This is a genomic window from Pseudomonas sp. S5F11 (genome assembly GCF_019641515.1).
Lineage (GTDB): Bacteria > Pseudomonadota > Gammaproteobacteria > Pseudomonadales > Pseudomonadaceae > Aquipseudomonas > Aquipseudomonas rhodesiae.
In genome coordinates this window covers 2,632,001-2,656,038 of the sequence record NZ_JAIFJZ010000001.1, presented here as the reverse complement: position 1 = coordinate 2,656,038, position 24,038 = coordinate 2,632,001, and the positions used below count along the sequence as shown (strand labels likewise).

Annotated in this window: 22 protein-coding genes; 17 read left to right on the top strand and 5 right to left on the bottom strand. The window is 59.0% G+C overall.

Annotation, left to right across the window (positions count from 1 at the left end; genetic code table 11):
- The first annotated feature begins 157 nt into the window (after positions 1–157).
- A complete protein-coding gene (locus K1567_RS12035) occupies positions 158–1,882 on the top strand; it encodes an ABC transporter ATP-binding protein/permease (RefSeq protein ID WP_220698521.1) in 1,725 nt (574 codons plus the stop codon).
- 83 nt (positions 1,883–1,965) lie between these two features.
- Here the strand turns inward: K1567_RS12035 and K1567_RS12030 are convergent, their stop codons facing one another.
- A complete protein-coding gene (locus K1567_RS12030; RefSeq protein ID WP_034095870.1) occupies positions 1,966–2,403 on the bottom strand; it encodes a YhcB family protein in 438 nt (145 codons plus the stop codon).
- A gap of 147 nt (positions 2,404–2,550) precedes the next feature.
- Between K1567_RS12030 and K1567_RS12025 the strand changes: the two genes are divergently transcribed.
- The 3 genes from K1567_RS12025 (at position 2,551) to zapE (ending at position 5,734) form a co-directional block, all read left to right on the top strand.
- Complete coding sequence (locus K1567_RS12025) at positions 2,551–3,180, top strand: alpha/beta hydrolase (protein WP_034111748.1); 630 nt, start codon at positions 2,551–2,553, stop codon at positions 3,178–3,180.
- Between the two features lie 24 nt (positions 3,181–3,204).
- Positions 3,205–4,560, top strand: a complete 1,356-nt coding sequence (locus K1567_RS12020) for a tryptophan--tRNA ligase (RefSeq protein WP_034111750.1) — start codon at positions 3,205–3,207, stop codon at positions 4,558–4,560.
- Between the two features lie 79 nt (positions 4,561–4,639).
- Positions 4,640–5,734 (top strand): cell division protein ZapE, encoded by a 1,095-nt coding sequence (gene zapE / locus K1567_RS12015; RefSeq protein WP_034095873.1) that lies wholly within the window; start codon positions 4,640–4,642, stop codon positions 5,732–5,734.
- Between the two features lie 34 nt (positions 5,735–5,768).
- On the opposite strand, the gene K1567_RS12010 is transcribed toward zapE, so the two are convergent.
- Positions 5,769–6,689, bottom strand: a complete 921-nt coding sequence (locus K1567_RS12010) for a GlxA family transcriptional regulator (protein ID WP_169868007.1) — start codon at positions 6,687–6,689, stop codon at positions 5,769–5,771.
- A gap of 220 nt (positions 6,690–6,909) precedes the next feature.
- Here K1567_RS12010 and K1567_RS12005 point away from each other — a divergent pair, with 220 nt between their 5' ends.
- Positions 6,910–8,046 carry an acyl-CoA dehydrogenase family protein gene (locus tag K1567_RS12005; RefSeq protein WP_034095875.1) on the top strand — a complete coding sequence of 379 codons (1,137 nt, stop codon included), beginning with the start codon at positions 6,910–6,912 and terminating at the stop codon, positions 8,044–8,046.
- A gap of 118 nt (positions 8,047–8,164) precedes the next feature.
- Here K1567_RS12005 and K1567_RS12000 read toward each other — a convergent pair whose 3' ends face one another.
- The gene (locus K1567_RS12000) at positions 8,165–9,205 is read right to left on the bottom strand and encodes an NADP(H)-dependent aldo-keto reductase (RefSeq protein ID WP_034095876.1); all 1,041 of its coding nucleotides are present in this window, start codon (positions 9,203–9,205) and stop codon (positions 8,165–8,167) included.
- 247 nt (positions 9,206–9,452) lie between these two features.
- Here K1567_RS12000 and rplM point away from each other — a divergent pair, with 247 nt between their 5' ends.
- The 7 genes from rplM (at position 9,453) to K1567_RS11965 (ending at position 14,342) form a co-directional block, all read left to right on the top strand.
- Positions 9,453–9,881, top strand: coding sequence for a 50S ribosomal protein L13 (gene rplM / locus K1567_RS11995; protein ID WP_003188508.1), 429 nt, complete (start codon positions 9,453–9,455; stop codon positions 9,879–9,881).
- 14 nt (positions 9,882–9,895) lie between these two features.
- On the top strand, positions 9,896–10,288 hold the full coding sequence (gene rpsI / locus K1567_RS11990) for a 30S ribosomal protein S9 (protein ID WP_016971570.1): 393 nt from the start codon (positions 9,896–9,898) through the stop codon (positions 10,286–10,288).
- Between the two features lie 266 nt (positions 10,289–10,554).
- A complete protein-coding gene (gene petA, locus K1567_RS11985; RefSeq protein WP_034095877.1) occupies positions 10,555–11,148 on the top strand; it encodes a ubiquinol-cytochrome c reductase iron-sulfur subunit in 594 nt (197 codons plus the stop codon).
- Positions 11,148–12,359, top strand: coding sequence for a cytochrome bc complex cytochrome b subunit (locus K1567_RS11980; RefSeq protein ID WP_034095878.1), 1,212 nt, complete (start codon positions 11,148–11,150; stop codon positions 12,357–12,359). Before petA ends, K1567_RS11980 begins: the two co-directional genes overlap by 1 nt.
- Entirely contained in the window at positions 12,359–13,141 is a 783-nt protein-coding gene (locus K1567_RS11975) for a cytochrome c1 (RefSeq protein ID WP_034095879.1), read from the top strand. The genes K1567_RS11980 and K1567_RS11975 overlap by 1 nt, the downstream gene beginning before the upstream one ends.
- Before the next feature lie 146 nt (positions 13,142–13,287).
- Positions 13,288–13,905 carry a glutathione S-transferase N-terminal domain-containing protein gene (locus tag K1567_RS11970; RefSeq protein ID WP_034136968.1) on the top strand — a complete coding sequence of 206 codons (618 nt, stop codon included), beginning with the start codon at positions 13,288–13,290 and terminating at the stop codon, positions 13,903–13,905.
- A gap of 17 nt (positions 13,906–13,922) precedes the next feature.
- Positions 13,923–14,342: a ClpXP protease specificity-enhancing factor gene (locus K1567_RS11965; RefSeq protein ID WP_034095881.1), complete on the top strand. Its 420-nt coding sequence runs from the start codon at positions 13,923–13,925 to the stop codon at positions 14,340–14,342.
- Between the two features lie 62 nt (positions 14,343–14,404).
- Here the strand turns inward: K1567_RS11965 and K1567_RS11960 are convergent, their stop codons facing one another.
- Entirely contained in the window at positions 14,405–16,000 is a 1,596-nt protein-coding gene (locus K1567_RS11960) for a glucan 1,4-alpha-maltotetraohydrolase domain-containing protein (protein WP_220698520.1), read from the bottom strand.
- Positions 16,001–16,263: 263 nt separating this feature from the next.
- Here K1567_RS11960 and K1567_RS11955 point away from each other — a divergent pair, with 263 nt between their 5' ends.
- Positions 16,264–17,013 carry a FadR/GntR family transcriptional regulator gene (locus tag K1567_RS11955; protein ID WP_034095883.1) on the top strand — a complete coding sequence of 250 codons (750 nt, stop codon included), beginning with the start codon at positions 16,264–16,266 and terminating at the stop codon, positions 17,011–17,013.
- A 38-nt stretch (positions 17,014–17,051) separates the two neighbouring features.
- Here K1567_RS11955 and K1567_RS11950 read toward each other — a convergent pair whose 3' ends face one another.
- Positions 17,052–18,206, bottom strand: a complete 1,155-nt coding sequence (locus K1567_RS11950) for a hypothetical protein (protein WP_047881658.1) — start codon at positions 18,204–18,206, stop codon at positions 17,052–17,054.
- A 234-nt stretch (positions 18,207–18,440) separates the two neighbouring features.
- On the opposite strand from K1567_RS11950, the gene kdgD reads away from it, so the two are divergent.
- From kdgD to garD, 4 genes are all read left to right on the top strand, one after another.
- The gene (gene kdgD / locus K1567_RS11945) at positions 18,441–19,352 is read left to right on the top strand and encodes a 5-dehydro-4-deoxyglucarate dehydratase (protein ID WP_034095885.1); all 912 of its coding nucleotides are present in this window, start codon (positions 18,441–18,443) and stop codon (positions 19,350–19,352) included.
- 54 nt (positions 19,353–19,406) lie between these two features.
- The gene (locus K1567_RS11940; protein WP_169902815.1) at positions 19,407–20,852 is read left to right on the top strand and encodes an aldehyde dehydrogenase family protein; all 1,446 of its coding nucleotides are present in this window, start codon (positions 19,407–19,409) and stop codon (positions 20,850–20,852) included.
- A 96-nt stretch (positions 20,853–20,948) separates the two neighbouring features.
- Complete coding sequence (locus tag K1567_RS11935) at positions 20,949–22,313, top strand: MFS transporter (RefSeq protein WP_034136973.1); 1,365 nt, start codon at positions 20,949–20,951, stop codon at positions 22,311–22,313.
- 10 nt (positions 22,314–22,323) lie between these two features.
- Complete coding sequence (gene garD / locus K1567_RS11930; protein ID WP_034111764.1) at positions 22,324–23,877, top strand: galactarate dehydratase; 1,554 nt, start codon at positions 22,324–22,326, stop codon at positions 23,875–23,877.
- The last annotated feature ends 161 nt before the right edge of the window (positions 23,878–24,038 follow it).

Below are 24,038 nucleotides of genomic sequence, written 5' to 3'. Positions count from 1 at the left end.
CCAGTATTTGATGATCGATTGTAGGCGCGAGCTTGCTGGCGAAGGACGCCAACGATGACGCGGGAAACCGCCAAGCACGGGGTGCCCTTGAGTTTTTCACGAGCAAACTCGCTCCTTGATCTGACGCCTGTTCTTTATTTCCTACCGAGCCTGAACGATGAATCAGAACGCTGAGTACTCCGCGGTCAATGACGCGGTCCGTGGGCAATTCTTTCGCCGAACCTGGGCAATGATCACGCCCTATTGGCGCAGTGAAGAGAAGGGCAAGGCCTGGTTGTTGTTGGTGGCGGTGATCGGCCTTTCGCTGTTCAGCGTAGCGATCTCGGTGTGGATCAACCATTGGTACAAGGACTTCTACAACGCCCTCGAAAAGAAGGATACGGCCGCCTTTTGGCAATTGATCGGTTATTTCGGTGCGATTGCCGCCGTGGCGATCCTGGGCGCGGTGTATCGCTTGTACCTGACCCAGATGCTGACCATCCGCTGGCGCGCCTGGCTCACCGAAAAGCACTTTGCGCGCTGGCTCGCCTACAAAAACTACTACCAGCTGGAGCAGGGCGGTTACACCGATAACCCGGACCAGCGGATTTCCGAAGACCTCAACAGTTTCACCACCGGCACCTTGAGCCTGGGGCTCGGGCTGTTGCGTAATGTCGTCAGCCTGGTGTCATTCTCGATCATCCTGTGGGGTGTTTCGGGCAGTATCGATGTGTTCGGCGTCACCATCCCTGGTTATATGTTCTGGTGTGCATTGTTGTATGCCGCCGTCGGCAGTTGGCTCACCCACCTGATCGGACGACGCTTGATCGGCTTGAGCAATCAGCAACAGCGCTTCGAGGCGGACCTGCGTTTTTCCATGGTGCGTGTGCGCGAGAATGCCGAGAGCATTGCCCTGTACAACGGCGAACCGAACGAGAATCAGCGTTTGAGCGAACGCTTCAGCAAGGTTTGGCATAACTTCTGGGACATTATGAAGGTGTCCAAGCGCTTGACGTTTTTCACCGCCGGCTACAGCCAGATCGCAATCATCTTTCCCTTCATCGTCGCCGCGCCGCGTTACTTCACCGGCAAGATCGAGCTAGGCGAGCTGATGCAAATCAATTCGGCGTTCGGCAACGTGCAGGATAACTTCAGCTGGTTTATCAGCGCGTACACCGAGCTGGCCAGTTGGCGCGCCACCAGCGATCGTCTGTTGAGCTTCCAGCAGGCCATGAGTGAAAACGAGCAGCGCCCGGCAGCCATTGACGTCAGCGCGGAGGGGGAGCGCCTTGTGGTGCAAGGGTTGGGCATGAACCTGGCGGACGGCCGCCATCTGCTGACCGATGCGAACATGGTGGTTGAACCGGGCCAGCGTGTGATGCTCAGCGGCCGCTCCGGCAGCGGTAAAAGTACCTTGCTGCGCGCGATGGGGCATTTGTGGCCGGCCGGCCACGGCAGCATTCGCCTGCCGGCCAAGCGTTACTTGTTCCTGCCGCAAAAGCCCTACCTGCCAATCGGCACGTTGAAGGCTGCGTTGAGTTACCCACAGGACGACGGCGTCTATTCGGCGCAACGTTATGCACAGGTCTTGCAAACCTGCCGTTTGCCGCATCTGGTGGACCGTCTGGATGAGCCCAACCACTGGCAGCGCATGCTTTCACCGGGCGAGCAGCAGCGCGTGGCCTTCGCCCGCGCGTTGCTGTATGCCCCGCAATGGCTGTACATGGACGAAGCCACATCGGCGATGGACGAAGAGGATGAGGCCACGCTGTATCAAGCATTGATCGATGAACTGCCGGGGCTGAGCATCGTCAGCGTCGGCCATCGCAGCAGCCTCAAGCGCTTCCATGGCCGGCATGTGCGGATCGAAGGCGGTTGGCTTCAAGAACAACCCGTGGCCTAAAGCCCACTATTCCGAAAAACGAGGCCCAACAAAAAGCCCGGTTGATCATCGATCAACCGGGCTTTTTTGCGGCTTGAAAAGACTTACTTCTTCAAGCCGTAATGCTCATCCAGCATGCCGGGGGCATCCGCCGTTTTTGGCGCGTAGTCCCGTGGCGGTTCCTGATTTTCCCGGGGCGGGGTCAGGCGTTCCCGTGGTGTTTGCGGTGCATCGGAGTGCAGCGCGGCCAGCAGGCGCTGGCGGGTAATATCGTCGAGGGCCAGGCGGTTAGCGCCATCGGCGAGATGATCCTGTACTTCCTGGTAGCTCTGAGTGAGCTTCTTGACCAGGGTCGCAGTGCTATTGAAGTGGGTAACAACCTCGTTCTGATAACTGTCAAAACGTTCCTGGATGTCATCGAGCTGACGCTGCGTGCGGTTAGGCGCGGCATTCGGCAGCAGGCGAGCAACCAGGAATCCAATGGCGACACCGGCAACCAGGGCAAGAGTCGGCAACAACCAAACTAAGAGCGAGTGTTCCACGAGTCCTTCCTCTATAAACGGCTTTGCTTTACGTTAACGGCTCGGACCTGCGCTGTATACCGCGATTAAGCTCGCAATGATGTCATGCACAGATTTTTAGCTAGACGAGTCGACCCATTGAGAGGTCACGGAGTTCATTCCTTGCTCATGCGTGAAACCCCCGTTTTGATCGATGGCCCGGTAGGCCAGTTGGAAGCCTTGTACCTGGATCAGCCCGAAGCACGTGGCCTGGCGCTGATCTGCCACCCTAACCCGGTGCAGGGCGGGACCATGCTCAATAAAGTCGTGTCGACCCTGCAACGCACCGCCCGCGATGCCGGTTTGATCACGCTGCGTTTCAATTACCGTGGCGTCGGCGCCAGTGCCGGCACTCACGACATGAGTACTGGCGAAGTGGACGACGCCGAAGCGGCCGTCACCTGGCTGCGGGAAAAACACCCGGACCTGCCGATCACCTTGCTCGGGTTTTCCTTTGGTGGCTATGTGGCGGCGAGCCTCGGCGGGCGCCTGGAGGCCAAAGGCGAAAAACTTGCGCACCTGTTCATGGTCGCCGCTGCCGTGATGCGTCTGAGCGATAACGATGTGCTGCCCCAGAATTGCCCGTTGACCCTGATCCAGCCGGAAACCGACGAAGTAGTCGACCCGCAGTTGGTTTACGACTGGTCCGCCGCGTTGAAACGCCCCCATGAGCTGCTGAAAGTGGCAGAATGCGGGCACTTTTTTCACGGCAAGCTCACCGACCTCAAGGATCTGGTGCTGCCGCGTCTCTCGAATTGATAGCAGTCTGATAAGCGATTACCCATGACGACTCGTACCCGTATCCTCACCGGCATCACCACCACCGGCACGCCGCACTTGGGCAACTACGCCGGTGCGATTCGCCCGGCCATCCTCGCCAGCCAGGATGCCAATGCCGATTCCTTCTACTTTCTGGCCGACTACCACGCCCTGATCAAATGCGATGACCCGCAGCGCATCCAGCGCTCGCGCATGGAAATCGCCGCGACCTGGCTGGCCGGTGGCCTGGATGTGAACCGGGTGACGTTCTATCGCCAGTCCGACATCCCGGAAATTCCCGAGCTGACCTGGCTGCTGACCTGCGTCGCCGCCAAGGGCCTGCTCAACCGCGCTCACGCTTACAAAGCGTCGGTGGATAAGAACGTGGAAGCCGGCGAAGACCCGGATGCGGGCATCAGCATGGGGCTGTATAGCTACCCGGTGCTGATGGCGGCGGACATTCTGATGTTCAACGCGCACAAGGTGCCGGTGGGCCGCGACCAGATCCAACACGTGGAAATGGCCCGCGACATCGGCCAGCGTTTCAACCACCTGTTCGGCAACGGTAAAGAATTCTTCACCATGCCCGAGGCGTTGATCGAAGAAAGCGTCGCCACCTTGCCGGGCCTGGACGGCCGCAAGATGTCCAAGAGCTACGACAACACTATTCCGTTGTTCACCAGCGCCAAGGACATGAAAGACGCAATCTCGCGAATCGTCACCGACTCCCGCGCCCCTGGCGAAGCCAAGGACCCGGACAACTCGCACCTGTTCACGCTGTACCAGGCGTTTGCGACTAAAGCGCAAGAAGAAGAGTTCCGTGGCGAGCTGCTGCAAGGCCTGGGCTGGGGCGAGGCGAAGAATCGTCTGTTCCAACTACTCGACGGCCAATTGGGTGAGGCCCGCGAGCGTTATCACCAATTGATGTCACGCCCTTCGGACATGGAAGACCTGCTGCTGGTCGGCGCCAAAAAGGCTCGCGCCGTAGCCGCGCCGTTCCTCGCCGAGTTGCGTGAAGCGGTAGGCTTGCGTTCGTTCGTCAATCAGGCGGCCGCGCCGGTCAGTGCCAAGAAGAAAGCCGCCAAGACGGCGCGCTTCGTCAGCTTTCGTGAAGACGACGGCAGTTTCCGTTTCCGCCTGCTGGCCGCCGATGGCGAGCAATTGCTGCTGTCACGCAACTTTGCCGATGGCAAGGCGGCGGGCGCGGTGACTAAACAACTGCAAAGCGGTCAAGCGTTGGACGTACGCACCGAAGGTCTGCGTTTCAGCGTATGGCTGGACGGCGCCGCGGTGGCCGACAGCGCTGAGTTTGCCGACCCTGCGTCGCTTGACGCGGCCGTCGAAGCCCTGCGCATCGCATTGACCCCCCTCGAGGATTAACCCGACCAAGGGTTGATTGCCATTATCCAGGGCCGTCGTTACAGTGACGGCCCGTTTTTGTTGCCTTGCTAACGAAATTATGACGCCCCTAGAACGATATCAAGCTGATCTGAAACGCCCTGAATTCTTCCATGATGCGGCCCAGGAAACGGCGGTGCGTCATTTGCAGCGCCTGTACGACGACCTGCTCGCGGCCTCGCAAAGCAAGCCGGGGATGCTCAGCAAGCTGTTTGGCAAGAAAGACCACACGCCGGTCAAAGGCCTGTACTTCTGGGGCGGCGTGGGCCGTGGCAAGACTTACCTGGTCGACACCTTCTTTGAAGCGCTGCCGTTCAAGGAAAAAGTCCGCACCCACTTTCACCGCTTCATGAAGCGTGTGCACGAAGAGATGAAAACCCTCCCGGGCGAGAAAAACCCGCTGACCATCATCGCCAAACGTTTTGCCCAGGAAGCCCGGGTGATCTGCTTCGATGAATTCTTCGTTTCCGACATCACCGACGCCATGATCCTCGGCACGTTGATGGAAGAACTGTTCAAGAACGGCGTGACCCTGGTCGCCACCTCGAACATCGTGCCCGACGGCCTGTACAAAGACGGCCTTCAACGTGCGCGCTTCCTGCCGGCGATTGCGCTGATCAAGCAACACACTGAAATCGTCAACGTCGACAGCGGCGTCGACTACCGCCTGCGTCATCTCGAACAAGCGGAGCTGTATCACTTCCCGTTGAACGAAGCCGCCCACGAAAGCTTGCGTAAGAGCTTCCGTGCGCTCACGCCGGAATGCACCCAGGCGGTGGAAAACGACAAGCTGGTGATCGAGAACCGCGAAATCATCGCCCTACGCACCTGCGACGACGTGGCCTGGTTCGAGTTCCGCCAGCTGTGCGACGGCCCACGCAGCCAGAACGACTACATCGAATTGGGCAAGATCTTCCATGCGGTGATCCTCAGCGGCGTGGAACAGATGAGCGTCACCACCGACGATATCGCGCGGCGCTTTATCAACATGGTTGACGAGTTCTATGACCGCAACGTCAAGCTGATCATCTCGGCGGAAGTCGAACTCAAAGACCTCTACACCGGCGGTCGTTTGAACTTCGAATTCCAGCGAACCTTGAGCCGCTTGCTGGAAATGCAGTCACACGAGTTCCTCTCGCGCGGCCACAAACCCTAAGTGTGAGAGGGGGCTTGCCCCCTCTCACATTGGTTTAAGCAGCCTGCTGGAACTGCTGGCGGTATTGGTTGGGCGACAACTCAGTGTGCTGCCTGAACAGCCGCGCAAAGAAACTCGCATCGTCGTAACCCACCTCATAACTGATGGTCTTGATGCTTTTGCGGCTGCCTGAGAGCAGGCCCTTTGCCGTCTCGATGCGCAACCGTTGCAGGTAATGCAGCGGCTTGTCACCGGTGGCGGTCTGGAAGCGCCGCATGAAGTTGCGGATGCTCATGCCGTGTTCCCGGGCCACGTCTTCGAAGCGGAATTTGTCGGCGAAGTGTTCTTCGAGCCAGTGCTGGATCTGCAGGATGATCACGTCCTGGTGTAACTTCTGCCCGCCAAAGCCAATACGTCCAGGCGAATAGCTGCGCTGCACTTCATAGAGAATGTCCCGGGCCACGGCCTGGGCAATGTTGGCGCCGCAGAAGCGTTCGATCAGATAGATATAGAGGTCGCACGCCGAGGTGGTGCCGCCGGCGCAGTAGAGGTTGTCGGCGTCGGTGAGGTGCTTGTCCTGATTGAGTTGCACCTTGGGGAAGCGTTCGCTGAAGGCGTTGAAGAAACGCCAGTACGTAGTGGCTTCCTTGCCATCGAGCAGGCCGGCTTCAGCCAGCCAGAACACCCCGGTGGCTTCGCCGCACAGCACGGCGCCGCGTGCGTGTTGCGCGCGCAGCCAGGGCAGCACCTGGGGGTAGCGGCCGCACAGTGCGTCGAAATCATCCCAGAAGGCCGGTAACACGATGATATCGGCGTCTTCCAGTCCGCCGTCCACCGGCATGATCACATCGCTGAAGCTGCGCACCGATTGCCCGTCGGGGCTGACCAGGCGCGTTTCGAACGCGGGTGTCAGGCCCAGGCCTTGTTGCTTGCCATAGCGCAGGCTGGCGAGGTGGAAGAAATCCTTGGCTTGCATGAGGGTTGAAGCGAATACCCGATCAATGGCCAAAATGCTGACGCGCCGCAATGGCGTGGAGATTTGGTTAGACATAATTTCAATTATTCTTATAGGGGAAAGTGGTCACCAGACGGCTGGATCGTCTTATTTTTTGTCGCATGTGTCCAGTGTCCCATGACGCTTTGGCGGCATAGGCTCTGTGGGCTCGTCCTTGTCCGACAATCCAAACAGGTGCGCCATGATCCCGAGAACCTTGTTCAGCCCCGACCACGAACTCTTTCGTGAGAGCGTGCGCACTTTTCTGGAAAAAGAAGCCGTGCCGTTCCATGGGCAGTGGGAAAAGCAGGGCTATATCGATCGCGACCTGTGGCGCAAGGCGGGAGAGGCCGGCATGTTGTGCTCCCACTTGCCGGACGCTTATGGCGGCTTGGACGCTGACTTTCTCTACAGCGCCGTGGTGATCGAGGAGATCGGCCGGCTGGGGCTGACCGGCATTGGTTTCTCCCTGCATTCGGACATTGTTGCGCCTTACATCCTGCACTACGGCAGTGAGGCGCTGAAGCATAAATACCTGCCGAAATTGATCTCTGGGGAGATGGTCACCGCCATCGCGATGACCGAGCCTGGCGCAGGCTCCGACCTGCAAGGGGTCAAGACTACCGCCGTGCTGGATGGCGATGAGTATGTGATCAACGGCTCCAAGACCTTTATCACTAACGGCTATCTCGCCGATCTGGTGATCGTGGTGGCCAAGACCGATCCCAAGGCCGGCGCCAAGGGCACCAGCCTGTTTCTGGTGGAGGCCGATACGCCGGGTTTTGCCAAGGGCAAGCGTCTGGAGAAGGTTGGCATGAAGGCGCAGGACACCTCGGAACTGTTCTTCCAGGATGTGCGAGTGCCCAAGGAGAACATCTTGGGCCAGGCGGGGATGGGCTTTGCCTATCTGATGCAGGAGTTACCGCAGGAGCGTTTGACGGTGGCGATCGGCGCGCTGTCGTCCGCCGAGGCGGCGTTGGCGTGGACCCTGGAATACACCCGCGAGCGCAAGGCGTTCGGCAAGGCGATCGCCGATTTCCAGAACACCCGTTTCAAGCTGGCGGAGATGGCCACTGAAATTCAGGTCGGTCGGGTGTTTGTCGATCAGTGCATGGCGCTGCACCTTGAAGGAAAACTCGACGTGCCCACCGCCGCAATGGCCAAGTACTGGGCCACCGACCTGCAATGCAAAGTGCTCGACGAGTGCGTGCAACTGCACGGTGGCTACGGCTTTATGTGGGAATACCCGATTGCCCGCGCCTGGGCGGATGCTCGGGTGCAGCGGATCTATGCGGGGACCAATGAGATCATGAAGGAGATCATTGCGCGGTCGCTTTGATTTTTGCTGGTCATGAATGCGTCATCGGGGGCAAGCCCCCTCCCACATTGGAATGCATTTCAATGTGGGAGGGCGGTGCGACGATTGGACTTGCCCCCGATAGCGGTCTACATGCCAATTAAGGCGCCGGGTTCGGATGATCCTTCTGAATCGCCTCAATCCCTTCCAGTACTTCCTTCGATAGCTTCAGATCAGCACTGGCAATGTTGCTGTCCAGTTGCTTCAGGCTGGTGGCACCGATGATATTGCTGGTCACGAATGGCTGTTGCGTCACGAAGGCCAAGGCCATCTGCGCCGGGTCCAGGCCGTGCTCGCGCGCCAGTGCCACATAGCGGCTGCACGCCGCCTCCGACTGCGGGTTGAAGTAGCGGCTGAAGCGGCTGTATTCGGTCAGGCGCGCCTTGGCTGGGCGAGCACCGTTTTCGTATTTGCCGCTGAGCATGCCGAATGCCAGGGGCGAGTAGGCCAGTAGCCCGCACTGTTCGCGAATCGCGACTTCCGCCAGGCCCACTTCAAAGCTGCGGTTGAGCAGGTTGTACGGGTTCTGGATCGATACCGCGCGCGTCCAGCCGCGGGCTTCGGCCAGGGCCAGGAATTTCATGGTGCCCCACGGGGTTTCGTTGGACAGACCGATGTGGCGGATCTTGCCGGCCTTGACCTGTTCGTCCAGCGCTTCGAGGGTTTCCTCCAGCGGCGTGAGGTCGTCTTCGTCCTTGTGCTTGTAGCTCAGTTGGCCGAAGAAGTTGGTACTGCGCTCCGGCCAGTGCAATTGATACAGGTCGATCCAATCGGTTTGCAGGCGCTTGAGGCTGGCATCCAGCGCTTGGACGATGTGCTTGCGGTTGTGGCGCAGATGGCCGTCGCGAATGTAGTCGATGGTGTTGCCGGGGCCGGCGATCTTGCTGGCCAGAATCCAATCTGCACGGTCGCCGCGGCTTTTGAAGTAATTGCCGATGTAGCGTTCGGTGGTGGCGTAGGTATTGGCTTTGGGCGGCACGGGGTACATTTCAGCGGTGTCGAGAAAGTTGATCCCCGCGGCCTTGGCTCGCTCGATCTGTGCGAAGGCCTCTGCCTCGCTGTTCTGCTCGCCCCAGGTCATGGTGCCCAAGGCTATCGCGCTCACGTTCAGATCCGTACGGCCCAGCTGTCGATAATCCATCGGGTACTCCTTCGGGAAAACAATCATAAAAGCAGGTTGAATTTTTTTTCGCAATCTGCATAATTGCCCACCTCTTTCTGCAGTGGAAGTGATGCGCCGCCTGCCGAAGAATCTTGCCGTTGAACGGACGCGCCGACCCGAGCCCCCGATAGCGTCTGTATCCGGCTGCCTTTGACTTGTCAAAGTACGCACTATTCAGTAAGATCCGCCGTCTAATTTACAGGGCGGCCCCTGAGGCTATTAAAGAATGACAACTTTTACTGCAAAACCGGAAACAGTTCAGCGCGACTGGTTTGTCGTCGACGCCGCTGGTCAGACCCTGGGTCGTCTGGCCACTGAAGTCGCCAGCCGTCTGCGTGGCAAGCACAAGCCTGAGTACACCCCTCACGTCGATACCGGTGACTACATCGTGATCATCAACGCTGAGCAGGTTCGTGTAACCGGCAACAAAGCAAGCGACAAAATGTACTACCGTCACTCCGGTTTCCCAGGCGGTATCAAGTCTTCCAACTTCGAAGGCCTGATTGCCAAGAAGCCTGAAGCCCCGATCGAAATCGCGGTCAAAGGCATGCTGCCGAAGGGCCCACTGGGTCGCGATATGTTTCGCAAGCTGAAAGTCTATGCGGGCGCTGTCCACCCTCATGCTGCTCAGCAGCCCCAAGAACTGAAGTTTTAACGGAATAGTTCATTATGTCGGCGACTCAAAATTACGGCACTGGCCGTCGCAAAACCGCAACCGCTCGCGTTTTCCTGCGTCCGGGTACTGGTAACATCTCGATCAACAACCGCTCCCTGGACAACTTCTTCGGTCGCGAAACTGCCCGCATGGTAGTTCGTCAGCCGCTGGAACTGACCGAGACCGTTGAAAAGTTCGACATCTACGTCACCGTTATCGGTGGCGGTGTAAGTGGTCAAGCTGGCGCAATCCGCCACGGCATCACTCGCGCTCTGATGAGCTACGACGAAACCCTGCGTAGCGCTCTGCGCAAAGCTGGCTTCGTGACTCGCGATGCTCGTGAAGTTGAACGTAAGAAAGTCGGTCTGCGTAAAGCGCGTAAGCGTCCGCAGTACTCGAAGCGTTAATTCGCTTTACGTTCCAGAAGAACGCCCAGCCTCCTTGCGGAGCTGGGCGTTTTTTATTGCCTGCGATTTATGCATAAAAATTGGCGTGACAACTTGCCACATCCGTAGACCCCCTATACTACAAGGCCTGGAGCCGGAGCTCCGGGTAATTCCCTTGTCAGAGGTGGGGCTTTTCATTACCATTCGGCAAAATTTTTATAAGTTCAGATTTAATACTTAGTAGACGCCTGATTTAACAGGCCAAAAAGCTGATGGGAGAGGACTGAATGAGCAATGACGGCGTGAATGCAGGCCGGCGTCGCTTCTTGGTAGCAGCCACATCCGTGGTGGGTGCTGCAGGAGCGGTGGGGGCTGCGGTCCCGTTCGTGGGGTCATGGTTTCCCAGTGCCAAGGCGAAAGCCGCAGGTGCACCGGTGAAAGTGAATGTCAGCAAGATCGAGCCAGGCCAGCAGATGATTGCTGAGTGGCGCGGTCAGCCGGTATTCATTGTTCGTCGTACCGAGGAAATCCTGGGAAATCTGAAAAAGATCGAAGGTCAGCTGTCTGACCCGAAATCCGAGAAATCCGACCAACCCGCCTACGCCAAAAACGAAGCACGTTCGATCAAACCAGAGATTCTTCTGCTGGTCGGTCTGTGTACCCACTTAGGTTGCTCGCCTACCTTCCGCCCGGAAGTAGCCCCTGTCGATCTCGGCAAGGACTGGGTCGGCGGTTATTTCTGCCCGTGCCACGGTTCTCACTATGACCTCGCTGGCCGTGTCTACAAGTCTCAGCCTGCTCCATTGAACCTGCCCGTGCCACCGCATACCTACGAAACTGACGACCTTATTGTCATTGGCCTCGATAAGGAGAACGCGTGATGAGCAAGTTCATGGATTGGGTGGATGCGCGTTTCCCCGCCACTAAAATGTGGGAAGACCATCTCAGCAAGTACTACGCTCCAAAAAACTTCAACTTCTTCTATTTCTTCGGCTCCTTGGCGTTGCTGGTGCTGGTCAACCAGATTGTCACCGGCGTGTGGCTGACCATGAGCTACAACCCTTCGGCGGAAGAGGCATTCGCCTCCGTCGAATACATCATGCGCGACGTCGAGTACGGCTCGATCCTGCGGTTGTTGCACTCCACTGGCGCCTCGGCGTTCTTTATCGTGGTCTATCTGCATATGTTCCGTGGTCTGCTCTACGGTTCCTATCAGAAGCCGCGTGAACTGGTGTGGGTCTTCGGCATGCTGATCTACCTGGCGCTGATGGCCGAAGCCTTCATGGGTTACCTGCTGCCGTGGGGCCAAATGTCGTACTGGGGGGCCCAGGTGATCATCTCGCTGTTCGGCGCTATCCCCGTGATCGGCAATGACCTGACCCAGTGGATTCGGGGTGACTACCTGATCTCCGGCATCACTCTGAACCGCTTCTTCGCCCTGCATGTGGTGGCGTTGCCCATCGTGATCCTGGGGCTGGTGGTGCTGCACATCCTGGCTCTGCACGAAGTGGGTTCGAACAACCCGGATGGCGTGGACATCAAAAAGCACAAGGACGAGAACGGCATCCCGCTGGATGGCATTCCCTTCCATCCGTACTACACCGTCAAAGACATTGTCGGCGTAGTGGTGTTCTTGTTCGTGTTCTGCTCGATCGTGTTCTTTTTCCCGGAGATGGGTGGCTACTTCCTGGAGAAGCCTAACTTCGAACAGGCCAACGCCTTCAAGACACCTGAACACATCGCTCCCGTTTGGTACTTCACGCCGTTCTACGCGATCTTGCGGGCCATCCCAGACAAGCTTATGGGCGTGATCGCCATGGGCGCGGCCATCGCGGTGCTGTTCGTACTGCCCTGGCTCGACCGAAGCCCGGTCAAGTCCATGCGTTACAAGGGCTGGTTGAGCAAGATCTGGTTGTGGGTGTTCTGCATTGCTTTCGTGATCCTGGGCGTATTGGGCGTACTGGCGCCAACCCCAGAGCGTACGTTGCTGTCGCAGGTCTGCACCTTCCTGTACTTCGCCTACTTCATTCTGATGCCGTTCTATACCCGGCTAGAGAAGACCAAACCGGTTCCGGAAAGGGTGACTGGCTGATGAAAAAATTATTCGTTGCATTGATGCTTGCGGCACTGCCGCTGCTGTCCTTCGCTGCCGAACATGGCGGGCCGGAACTGGAAAAAGTCGATATCGACGTATCCGACAAAGCCGCCATGCAGGACGGTGCACGCACGTTCGCCAACTACTGCATGGGCTGCCACAGCGCCAAATTCCAACGCTATGAGCGCGTTGCCGATGACCTGGGCATCCCTCATGAAATGATGCTGGAAAAGTTGGTCTTCACTGGCGCCAAGATCGGCGACCACATGAACATCGGCATGCAGCCGGCGGACGCCAAGGCCTGGTTCGGTGCTGCACCGCCTGATCTGACCCTGGTCGCTCGTGTGCGTGGCACCGATTGGCTGTACAGCTATCTGAAGTCGTTCTACGAAGATCCGACACGCCCCTGGGGTGTGAACAACAAAGTGTTCCCGAACGTCGGCATGCCTAACGTGCTGGTCGGCCTGCAGGGGCGCCAAGTGGTAGGATGCAAGCAGGTTCAGGTCGTTGAGAACGGTAAGAAGCAATATGATCCGTTGACCGGCACGCCTCTGACCCATGAGGCCTGCGATCAATTGACCATCGTGCCTAAGACCGGTGCACTGAATGAAGAGCAGTTCGACGAGAAGGTCAAGAACCTGGTGACCTTCCTGGCCTACTCGGCTAACCCGGTCAAACTGCAACACCAGCGTATCGGTACCTATGTATTGCTGTACCTGGCCTTCTTCTTCGTATTCGCCTATCTGCTCAAACGCGAATACTGGAAGGATGTGCATTGATCCAACCGTAAGCAATTGCTGTTAATCTTGCGCGCCCAGCGGCATCTCTGAACCGTAGCGACCTGGTCATCAGGTACTACAGAGATGCTCTCTGGGCGCGCTCGTTTTTGAGCTTTCGATAATTTCAACAAGCGAGGAGGACCGCCATGGGCGTGACCAATCGGTTGGCCTGTTACTCCGACCCCGCCGACCACTATTCCCACCGAGTACGCATCGTGCTCGCAGAGAAGGGTGTCAGCGCCGAGATCATCAGTGTGGAGGCGGGCCGTCAGCCGCCGAAGCTGATCGAAGTGAACCCTTACGGCAGCTTGCCCACCCTGGTCGATCGTGACCTGGCGTTGTGGGAGTCGACCGTGGTGATGGAATACTTGGATGAGCGTTATCCTCATCCGCCTCTGCTGCCGGTGTACCCGGTGGCGCGTGCCAACAGCCGGCTGCTGATCCATCGGATCCAGCGTGACTGGTGCGGGTTGGTGGATGTGATTCTGGATTCGCGTACAAAAGAGCCCGCTCGGGTGCAGGCGCGTAAGGAATTGCGCGAAAGCCTGACCGGCGTTTCGCCGTTGTTCGCCGATAAACCTTTTTTCCTCAGCGAGGAACAAAGCTTGGTGGATTGCTGCCTATTACCCATACTCTGGCGCTTGCCGATTCTGGGCATTGAACTGCCTCGGCCTGCCAAGCCGTTGCTTGATTACATGGAGCGCCAGTTTGCGCGTGAGGCTTTCCAGGCGAGTCTGTCTGGTGTCGAACGCGATATGCGCTAAGGCTTAAGGAGCCGTTGATGAACTCCAGTCGACCCTACCTGGTCCGCGCGCTCTATGAGTGGATTGTGGACAACGATTGCACCCCGCACATGCTGGTCAATTCCGAATTTCCTGCGGTTCAGGTACCGCAGGGGTTTGCCAGTGATGGACAGATCGTGCTGAACATCTCGCCCAGTGCCGTGCGCCATCTGCACATGGACAACGAAGCGGTGAGCTTCGAAGGGCGTTTTGGCGGTGTGCCCCATACGCTGTATGTGCCGATTGGCGCCATTCTCGGGATCTATGCCCGTGAGAATGGGCAAGGCATGGTGTTTGATCTGGAGTCGCCCTTCGAGGATGACGAAACGATCGACAGCCAAGAGGGCGACGATATGCCGCCGCCGGACACTGAGCCTCCGCGTCCCAGCGGTCGTCCTAGTCTGAAAGTGGTGAAGTGACAAAACGGCGTCGTTCGCACGTCGGTTAAAAAATGCCTCGGTCTTGCCGGGGCATTTTTTTGTCAAAAACTGCCTACGGCTTCGGTGCCGGCGCTGGTGGTCAACGAGTTGTCGGGGTCCTTTTGCCAATAAACTTCGTTGACGTTGGTGAGGCTGCGGATCACACATTTCCATTTGATGGCTTGCTGGGTCGGCCATACCACCGCGCCGCTCCACCGCTTCGGCGCCGTTGGCTTCAGTGCGATGGCGTGGGCCGGATCCCAGGCGCCCAGTTCAACCGGCGAACCCACGGCGTACACTGCCTGCCCATTGCCAGGGTTTGCATTGTCGCAGTGTAGTGTCGTCGTGGTGTCTTCCGGCGCCGAGCGAGTTTGCCAGGCTCGAATACGCTCTGCGTCCGCGAACAGTGCCTTGGTAAAGCCCTCCGGGATCATGCTGAGGTCCGCGTCCAGGGCGATCAATAAGCGCTGGCGACTGCCATTGATCGTAGCCACCAATCCTGAATAGTGGCTCTGAAAGCGGATGGGCGAGTCGGCTCGAATGCCAGCGTCCTTGCGCAGTTTGATCAGCGTGCGAATCAGATCGCCACGGCCCCAGTCGTACATGTCGGGCCAATACACCGTGGGTATGCCGGGGCTCAGCAGAATGTAAGCGTAGGCGATGTTGCGCTTGTCTTCGGGCACAGGCCAGTGGTGCTGCCCGCCGTATTGTCCCGGAGAATAGCCGGTGTCGTGGTTGTCGACGAACGTCACCGCGATCTGCCGCCAGGCTGGGTCCGGGTTGCCATTGAGCCCGTGCCGCCATTCGGCGAGGCTGCCATTTTGCAGGCGCTCCTTGAGCGCGAAATCGAAGACTGCGCAACGCGATCTGTCCGACCAGTCCTTGAGAATGTCCTGCCAACTGGCTTTATTGCGCCAGTCGCTGGCGGGAAACTCGCCAGGGCTTTTCCACAGTTCGCCAACGCAGAACGCTTGGTCGCCAAAATCTTTCATCCACAGGTTGACCCGCTCCGGCGTATAGCCGCGCACAAAATCGAAGCGCAAGCCCTTGGCGCCGTAGTTATCCCGCAGGTTCCTGAACTCCTGCATCATGCGTGACGAAACCTCCGGACTGCTGGTGTTGAGGTCGGCCTTGCCGCTATCAAACGGGTCGCCTTCGTCGCAGCTTGACGCAGGGGTGGGGGGGATGCAGTCAGTGCGCCACAGCTTGAGGCGCCGAAGAAAGCGCACCTGGGTGCCGGGGAGGTTGTCGTTCATATGGTTAGGCACTACGTCGTACACCGCTTGCACGCCAGCACTCGATAAGGCGTCAACCGCTTGTTTGAGCTGGGGTTCGCTGCCGTAATTGCTGTTTTTGTCAAAGTCGTGCCAGAAGTAACCCTCCCCGCCGCCGGAAGTCCCTGAGTTCGCGTCGACCCAGCTGGATTTATCGACCCAGGCGGGAGGCAACCAGATTTTGGTGAAGCCATCGCGCCCGATGGTGGGGGCCATTTGTGTCAGTATTTCGTACCACGTTTGCGGGGTCGTGCGACTGGAGTTCCAGTGGAACCCCTGCAATATGACGTCCTCGCCCCCGCCGTTGCGTACGCCCGGGGCAGCCAGAACGAGGCTGGTCAGCAGCCAGCTTAAGGCTGCGCATAACAAACTAAGGCGTTTCATGGGCGCTCACCTGGGTGTCGGAACAGGCTTGACTCTGCGACGGTCTGGTGAGGTTGTCTGCTGTCATATCTGACAGGGGCAGGAGAACGTTTCGCACTTATTGCCGCGGCTGAAGTAACCGGTGGGTCTATCCGAACACGGGTAGGTACGGCGGCGATATGTACTACGCGTGCGAAAGCCGATGAAAGTGCAGCGCGAGCGGTGATCATACAACCGTCATGGGCTATGATGCCCCTTCAGTTCACCGACAAAGATGACCCCACATGGAAAACGCCAACACCGCCCCTCGTCTTCCCCGCAAGCGCCGCAGCCTTGCTCAGGAATTGGTCACGGTGTTATCCGAGCAAATCCGCGATGGTCAGCTCAAACGTGGCGATAAGCTGCCCACCGAGTCGGCGATCATGGAAGCTCATGGGGTCAGTCGCACGGTGGTGCGTGAAGCCATCTCACGTTTGCAGGCCGCAGGCCAGGTAGAGACCCGGCACGGCATCGGCACTTTCGTGCTGGATACACCAAGCCCCAGCGGCTTTCGTATCGACCCCGCCACCGTGGTGACCTTGCGCGATGTGTTGGCGATTCTGGAGCTGCGGATCAGCCTGGAAGTGGAGTCGGCCGGCCTCGCCGCGTTGCGTCGCAGCGATGAGCAATTGGCGGCCATGCGCGCGGCACTCGACGCGCTGAACGAAAGCGCCGCGCACGCGGGGGATGCGGTTGCTTCAGACTTCGCGTTCCATCTGGAAATCGCATTGTCCACCGGCAACCGTTACTTCACTGACATCATGACCCACCTGGGTACCAGCATCATTCCTCGAACCCGCCTGAACTCCGCACGCTTGGCCCATGATGACCAACAGCATTACATGGACCGCCTGAGCCGCGAGCACGAAGAAATCTACGAAGCGATTGCCCGCCAGGATTCGGACGCGGCGCGCGCGGCCATGCGTTTGCACCTGACCAACAGTCGCGAGCGGCTGCGCCATGCCCATGAAGAGGCGCAGGCGCAGCGCGGGTGAGTCTCAGGGTTTGATCATCGACGGGGCAACGGTTGTGATCAGACCGGTGTATTGGGTTTGTAGTCCTTGAGCAACAAGTACGTACTCCATCCCCACCAATCATTCGTCCACTGCTTGTCGTTCAAGTCATTTACGTCCTTGCGCCGCAGCACCTTGTCGCCCTCCCTCTTGAACAACGGCGAAAAGTTGTTTGCCGGGTTTTGAGCGGCATTCAGGTCCGGCACGTACAGCGGCGCCTTGAAGGTGGCCGGGGAGGGCGCGGTGCCGCTGAGGAAGGTGTCGAAGATTTCGTCCGCCGAGGCTTGCACCGCGCGTTTGACTTGGGTCCGATTGGCCGCATCGGTGCTGTCGAAGTAGCGTTTATCCCCGTAGGCATGCCATTCGTCACCCATGGCATTGCGCACCTTGAGCCCGAATTTACTGTCTTCGTCGTGCATGAAACGGCTGATCAGCGAGCCGAGTTCTCCGGGGGTAACCACGGCGGCCAATTGCTTGCGTGGCACGCGCAGGTGGCCGGCGGAAAACAGATCGGTCAAAAAATGATCGGCAAAACTGTTCATGGCATAGGCCAGTTCCAGCGCCTGGTCGGGGCCGGTCTGATGAGCTACCACAGCCTGTTGCAGGGCTGCGGTATGCCCGGCGAGGTAGGCCGACAGCGCCCACTCGCCGAAGTGGTCGGCGTTGTCCGCCGCCAGTTTCAAGTAACGTCCCAGCGGAATCAGCGCCGACACCGCGCTGCCGCCACCGGTGATGCGGTTCCACTCCTCGGACAAGCTATCGCCCAAGGCGTCGTACGCCTCATGAGGCTGTTTGCCTTCCTTGATTGCCTGGTTGACCGCGTTGATCTCCTTTTGCATCACCGCAAGGATGTTGCGTGCTTCTTCCCGTGACGCCGGCAACACGGCCAGGGAATTGAACGCGGCCGTGAAGCGTTGCACACGCTCGGCGGGGGAGGCGCCATCGCTGATCGGTTGGCCGGGGATGCCATAGAAGTCGCCGCCCAGGGCGATCACTTGGCCGTAAGTCAGTGCCAGCCCGTTGGGCAGATGCAGCTCAACTTCTCGCGCAGGTATCGGCGCGGCGTCTTTGGCGAAGCGCAGCAGCGTATCGTCGCCAATCGCCGTATGTTCGCCGCCTTCGAAGCGTAGGGTCGGTGGGTTTTTTTCGGGTAATACGAGTTCAGGACCTGACATGTTAGCTCCTTGCTAAGTCGTAGGAATCTTCCTTGATTGCTGTATGTATATACAGCTACGGCGAGCATAGAGCATAAATTTCTTACGTCAAGAATGCGTGTTTCAACACTCTTTGCTGGGAGGTTGATGAATTGCAGTTGACGAATACTTTTATAGTTGTACGATGACGTACGACATTATCAAAACCAACAACAAACCTTTCGACAGAAAGTCTTTACCCAGGGTGTTCGAATAATGAATCCACAAGAACTGAAGTCCATCCTTTCCCACGGTCTGCTGTCTTTCCCCGTGACCGATTTCAACGCGCAGGGTGATTTCCACCAGGCGGGTTACATCAAGCGCCTGGAGTGGCTGGCCCCGTACGGCGCCACCGCCTTGTTCGCCGCCGGCGGCACCGGTGAGTTTTTCTCCCTGGCCGCCAGCGAATATTCCCAAGTGGTAAAGACTGCTGTTGATACCTGCGCCACCAGCGTGCCGATCCTCGCCGGTGTCGGCGGTTCGACGCGTCAGGCTATCGAATATGCTCAGGAAGCCGAGCGTCTGGGGGCCAAGGGCCTGTTGCTGCTGCCGCACTACCTCACCGAAGCCAGCCAGGATGGGGTTGCCGCCCACGTTGAGGCTGTGTGCAAATCGGTCAAGATTGGCGTGGTGGTCTACAACCGCAACGTCTGCCGTCTGACTGCGCCGCTGTTGGAGCGCCTGGCTGAGCGCTGCCCGAACCTCATCGGCTACAAGGACGGCCTGGGTGACATCGAACTGATGGTATCGATCCGCCGTCGCCTCGGTGATCGTTTCAGCTACCTGGGCGGCCTGCCGACCGCAGAAGTTTACGCCGCTGCCTACAAGGCTTTGGGCGTACCGGTGTACTCCTCGGCGGTGTTCAACTTCATCCCGAAAACCGCGATGGACTTCTACCACGCCATTGCCAAGGATGATCACGCCACCGTCAGCAAGATCATCGACAACTTCTTCCTGCCTTACCTGGACATCCGCAACCGCAAGGCCGGTTATGCCGTGAGCATCGTCAAGGCCGGCGCAAAAATCGCCGGTTATGACGCCGGCCCAGTGCGCACACCGCTGACCGACCTGCTGCCGGAAGAGTACGAAGCCCTCGCCGCGCTGATCGATAAGCAAGGCCCGCAATAAGACATTTACAAGGCCGCTGAGCAATCAGCGGCCTTTTGCGTCAGGAGAAGATTCGTGTCCCAAGCCAAACGTTTTGAAAACTACATCAATGGCCAGTGGGTGGCCGGTGCGGACTATTGCACCAATATCAACCCGTCGGAGTTGTCCGATGTCATCGGCGAATACGCCAAGGCCGATGTCGCTCAAGTCAACGCCGCCATCGACGCCGCACGCGCCGCGTTCCCGGTCTGGTCCACCTCGGGCATTCAGGCCCGTCACGATGCGCTGGATAAAGTCGGCAGCGAAATCCTCGCCCGCCGCGAAGAACTCGGCACCCTGCTGGCCCGTGAAGAGGGCAAGACCCTGCCCGAAGCCATCGGTGAAGTGACTCGCGCCGGCAATATCTTCAAATTCTTTGCTGGCGAATGCCTGCGCTTGTCCGGCGACTACGTGCCGTCGGTGCGTCCTGGCGTCAACGTCGAAGTTACCCGCGAAGCCCTTGGTGTGGTTGGCTTGATCACCCCGTGGAACTTCCCGATTGCCATCCCCGCATGGAAAATCGCCCCGGCCCTGGCGTACGGCAACTGCGTGGTAATCAAACCCGCCGAGCTGGTGCCGGGTTGCGCCTGGGCCCTCGCGGAAATCATCTCCCGCGCCGGTTTCCCGGACGGTGTGTTCAACCTGGTAATGGGCAGCGGCCGTGTGGTCGGTGATGTGCTGGTCAACAGTCCGAAAGTCGATGGCATCAGCTTCACCGGTTCCGTCGGCGTCGGCCGTCAGATCGCCGTCAGCTGTGTGTCGCGCCAGGCCAAAGTGCAGTTGGAAATGGGCGGCAAGAACCCGCAGATCATTCTCGACGACGCCGACCTCAAACAGGCGGTCGAGCTGGCGGTACAGAGCGCGTTCTACTCCACTGGGCAACGTTGCACGGCGTCCAGCCGTTTGATCGTGACCGCCGGCATCCACGACCAGTTTGTCGCGGCCATGGCCGAGCGCATGAAGTCGATCAAGGTCGGCCATGCCCTCAAGAGCGGCACCGATATCGGCCCCGTCGTGTCCCAGGCCCAACTGGATCAGGACATGAAATACATCGACATCGGCCAAAGCGAAGGCGCGCGGTTGGTCAGCGGTGGCAGCCTGGTGACGTGCGACACCGAGGGTTACTTCCTCGCGCCGACTTTGTTCGCCGACAGCGAAGCGGCCATGCGCATCAGCCGTGAAGAAATCTTCGGGCCGGTGGCCAACGTGGTGCGCGTGGCGGACTACGAGGCAGCCCTGGCCATGGCCAACGACACCGAGTTCGGCTTGTCGGCCGGTATCGCCACCACGTCGCTGAAGTACGCCAATCACTTCAAGCGCCACTCCCAGGCCGGGATGGTGATGGTCAACCTGCCGACCGCCGGCGTGGATTATCACGTTCCGTTCGGTGGGCGTAAGGGCTCATCCTATGGTTCGCGGGAGCAGGGTCGCTATGCGCAAGAGTTCTACACCGTGGTGAAAACCAGCTACATCGGTTCGTAAGACGCAATACCCCGTGGGGCCGGACGCCTGCCGGTCCCACGATCAAAACAGAAAACCATTACCCGCAAAAAAAATAATTAGTGGGAGTACTTCTACATGCAAGCGACCAAGCCGACCCACGTCCGCTATTTGATCCTGCTCATGCTCTTTGTGGTGACCACGATCAACTACGCCGACCGGGCCACCATCGCCATCGCGGGCTCCAGCCTGCAAAAAGACCTCGGCATCGACGCGGTCACTCTCGGTTACATCTTCTCCGCATTCGGTTGGGCCTATGTGGCCGGGCAAATTCCCGGTGGCTGGCTGCTGGACCGGTTCGGCTCGAAAAAAGTCTATGCCCTGAGCATCTTCACCTGGTCCCTGTTCACCGTGCTGCAAGGCTATGTGGGTGAGTTCGGTGTTTCCACCGCCGTGGTCGCGCTGTTTATGCTGCGCTTCCTGGTGGGCCTGGCCGAGGCACCTTCCTTCCCGGGTAACGCACGCATCGTCGCGGCCTGGTTCCCGACCGCTGAACGGGGCACCGCCTCGGCGATATTTAACTCGGCGCAGTACTTCGCCACGGTGCTGTTCGCGCCCCTGATGGGTTGGATCGTCTACCGCTTCGGCTGGCAGCACGTGTTTATCGTGATGGGCGTGATCGGCATCGTGTTCTCGCTGATCTGGCTGAAAGTGATCCACAGCCCCCGCCAGCACCCAATGATCAACGAGGCCGAGCTCAATCACATCGCCGCCAATGGCGCGATGGTCGATATGGATCAGGACAAGGCCAAGGGTAAGAAAACCGACGGGCCGAAGTGGGATTACATCCGTCAGTTGCTCACCAACCGCATGATGCTCGGGGTGTACCTGGGCCAGTACTGCATCAACGGCATCACCTACTTCTTCCTGACCTGGTTCCCGGTGTATCTGGTGCAGGACCGTGGCATGACCATCCTCAAGGCCGGTTTCATCGCCTCGTTGCCGGCGATCTGCGGCTTTATCGGCGGCGTGCTCGGCGGGGTGATTTCCGATTACCTGCTGCGCAAAGGCCACTCGCTGACCTTCGCCCGCAAGGCGCCGATCATCGCCGGCCTGCTGGTGTCCAGCAGCATCATTGCGTGCAACTACGTGGATGTGGAGTGGATGGTGGTGGGCTTCATGGCCTTGGCCTTCTTCGGCAAGGGCGTTGGAGCACTGGGCTGGGCGGTGGTGTCCGACACTTCGCCGAAACAAATCGCCGGCCTCAGTGGTGGCTTGTTCAACACCTTCGGTAACCTGGCGTCGATCACCACACCGATTGTCATCGGCTACATCATCAGCACCACCGGTTCTTTCAAATGGGCTCTGGTGTTTGTCGGCGCCAACGCGCTGGTGGCGGTGTTCAGCTACCTGGTGATCGTCGGTCCGATCAAGCGCGTGGTGCTCAAAGAGCCACCCGCCCAGGGGCCTGAAGTGACCCACCTTACCCAAGCGCATTCCTGAGGTTCGTGTAATGCAGTTGATTGAACATGCCGACTCGCCGCGCTCGATTCGTTTGCACGAGCGCGACAACGTAGTGATCGTGGTCAACGACCAGGGCGTACCGGCCGGGACCGAGTTCCCGGACGGCCTGGTGACCGTAGACTTCATCCCCCAGAGCCACAAAGTGACCCTGGAAGATATTCCCGAGGGCGGTCAGATTATTCGTTACGGCCAGACCATCGGGTATGCCTTGGCGCCGATTCCGCGTGGCAGTTGGGTCCAGGAAGATCAACTGCGCATGCCCACCGCGCCACCGCTGGATAGCCTGCCGCTGTCTACCGAAGTGCCCGAGGGCCAGGCGCCGCTGGAGGGCTATACGTTCGAGGGCTACCGCAATGCCGACGGCACCGTCGGCACGCGCAATATCCTGGGCATCACCACCACGGTGCAGTGCGTGACCGGCGTGCTGGACCACGCGGTCAAGCGCATCAAGGAAGAGTTGCTGCCAAAGTACCCCAATGTCGATGACGTGGTGGCGCTGACTCACAGCTACGGCTGCGGGGTGGCGATCACCGCGACGGATGCCTACATCCCGATCCGTACCGTGCGCAACCTGGCGCGCAACCCGAACCTGGGGGGCGAAGCCCTGGTGATCAGCCTGGGCTGTGAGAAATTACAGGCCGGCCAGGTGATGCACGACAACGACAGTTCCGTCGACTTGAGCGAGCCGTGGCTGTATCGGCTGCAGGACTCCAGCCACGGTTTCACCGAGATGATCGAGCAGATCATGGAACTGGCCGAAGTGCGCTTGAAGAAGCTCGACCAGCGCCGCCGGGAAACCGTGCCGGCGTCCGAGCTGATCCTGGGCATGCAGTGCGGCGGCAGCGATGCGTTTTCCGGTATCACCGCCAACCCGGCCCTGGGCTACGCCTCGGACTTGTTGCTGCGGGCCGGCGCGACGGTGATGTTTTCCGAAGTCACCGAAGTGCGTGATGCCATCTACCTGTTGACCTCTCGCGCACAGACGAAGGAAGTGGCCGAAGAGTTGGTTAGAGAAATGGACTGGTACGACCGTTACCTGGCCAAAGGCGAGGCAGATCGCAGTGCCAACACCACGCCGGGCAACAAGAAAGGCGGGTTGTCGAACATTGTCGAGAAGTCGTTGGGCTCCATCGTCAAGTCCGGCAGCAGCGCAATCAACGGCGTGCTCGGCCCTGGCGAGCGCTTCAAGGGCAAGGGCCTGATCTTCTGCGCCACTCCAGCCAGCGACTTCGTGTGCGGCACGTTGCAACTGGCCGCGGGGATGAACCTGCATGTGTTCACCACCGGTCGTGGTACGCCTTATGGGCTGGCGATGGCGCCGGTGGTTAAGGTCTCGACGCGTACGGAGCTGGCGCAACGCTGGCCGGACCTCATCGACATCGACGCCGGGCGTATCGCCACTGGTCGCGCAAGCATCGAGGAGCTGGGCTGGGAGTTGTTTCACTTTTACCTGGACGTGGCCAGCGGCAAGAAGAAAACGTGGGCCGAGCATCATAAGCTGCACAACGACATCACGTTGTTTAACCCGGCGCCGATTACCTGAGACCGAGGCGACTGCATCGGGGGCAAGCCCCCTCCCACATTTGAAGGTATTCACAATTCAAACTGTGGGAGGGGGCTTGCCCCCGATAGCGGTCTAACAGGCACCCCTGAGCTGTATGGCTTATCATTAGCCACCTAACGACGCTCACCAAGGTTCTCCCC